A 344-nucleotide genomic window follows, 5' to 3' on the forward strand; every position below is an offset into this window, starting at 1 on the left:
GGTGTCCGTCTTGCAGTAAAACAATAGCGTTTTTTATGCGATGAATTAGTTCTTCTTCGTTCATTGTCCGTCAATAATTTCTGTGTCCAACAACATTAGGGATTGTTGCAATCCTTCGTCAACCAGGTTTCCTTTAACAGTTATTTCTAATTTGTCCGAAAGCTTTTTCTCGTCAGATTTGTTTTTGAACAAAGCTGTAATCTGTCTCGTAACACCATTATACTCAATCTCAGTCGAAATGTAATGATGTCCACCGTCAGCACCTGTCGATAATACTTTATAATTTGTCAGTTTGAGTGTCGTCATAAAATAACCGCTAACTAGTATATATGCGCAACTTTATA

Annotated in this window: 1 protein-coding gene; it reads right to left on the reverse strand. The window is 36.3% G+C overall.

Annotated features, from left to right (window positions below):
* Positions 1-60: 60 nt before the first annotated feature.
* Complete coding sequence (locus IU405_RS00875) at positions 61-306, reverse strand: hypothetical protein (RefSeq protein WP_197436753.1); 246 nt, start codon at positions 304-306, stop codon at positions 61-63.
* Between the last annotated feature and the right edge of the window lie 38 nt (positions 307-344).

Source organism: Polaribacter sp. BAL334, from assembly GCF_015767435.1.
Classification (GTDB): domain Bacteria; phylum Bacteroidota; class Bacteroidia; order Flavobacteriales; family Flavobacteriaceae; genus Polaribacter.

What these genes read in the sequence shown, in the direction of transcription:
- IU405_RS00875 (WP_197436753.1), bottom strand. Translation starts at nt 306, where the DNA reads ATGACGACACTCAAACTGACAAATTATAAAGTATTATCGACAGGTGCT.